Raw genomic sequence first — 382 nt, 5'->3', positions numbered from 1 at the left:
CTTCTGCTCTTCCTCCGAGAGGGTCGGTCCTGAGCCTGGAGTGGGTGCGGTCGTGGACGGGGACTCGGACGATTCGGGTGCCTCGGGCGAGCCCGACGGGTTCGGGCTGGGTGAGGCCTTGGACGTGAAGGAGGCGGGAGTGGTTCCCGTGGTGCCTCCGGCCTCGCCCTCACCCGTCTTCGCGTTCTTCTCGGTCTCCGCGGTGCGCCTGGCGGCCTGCTTCTTGCAGGCGGAGGCCTGGACCGCCAGTTCCTCGATCTTGGCCCTGGCGTCGTTGAGGTCGCCCTCGGGGATGGTGGCCTCGACCAGTTTCTGCTGGTAGGGCGGCAGGTACTTGAGTTCGATCTCGGGGTGGTCCTTCTGGACCTTGGAGAGCGAGACC

The 382-nt window shown here is 67.5% G+C and carries 1 pseudogene; it reads right to left on the bottom strand.

Features of this window, described 5'->3' with window-relative positions:
• Positions 1-382 (bottom strand): annotated as a pseudogene (locus OO69_RS48325) (protein phosphatase); the annotation flags it as partial.

Source organism: Streptomyces sp. NRRL F-525 (assembly GCF_000716605.1).
In the GTDB taxonomy this organism is placed as follows: domain Bacteria; phylum Actinomycetota; class Actinomycetes; order Streptomycetales; family Streptomycetaceae; genus Streptomyces.
Note: the sequence above shows the minus strand (reverse complement) of the source record. Positions and strands in the feature narration are given on the sequence as shown.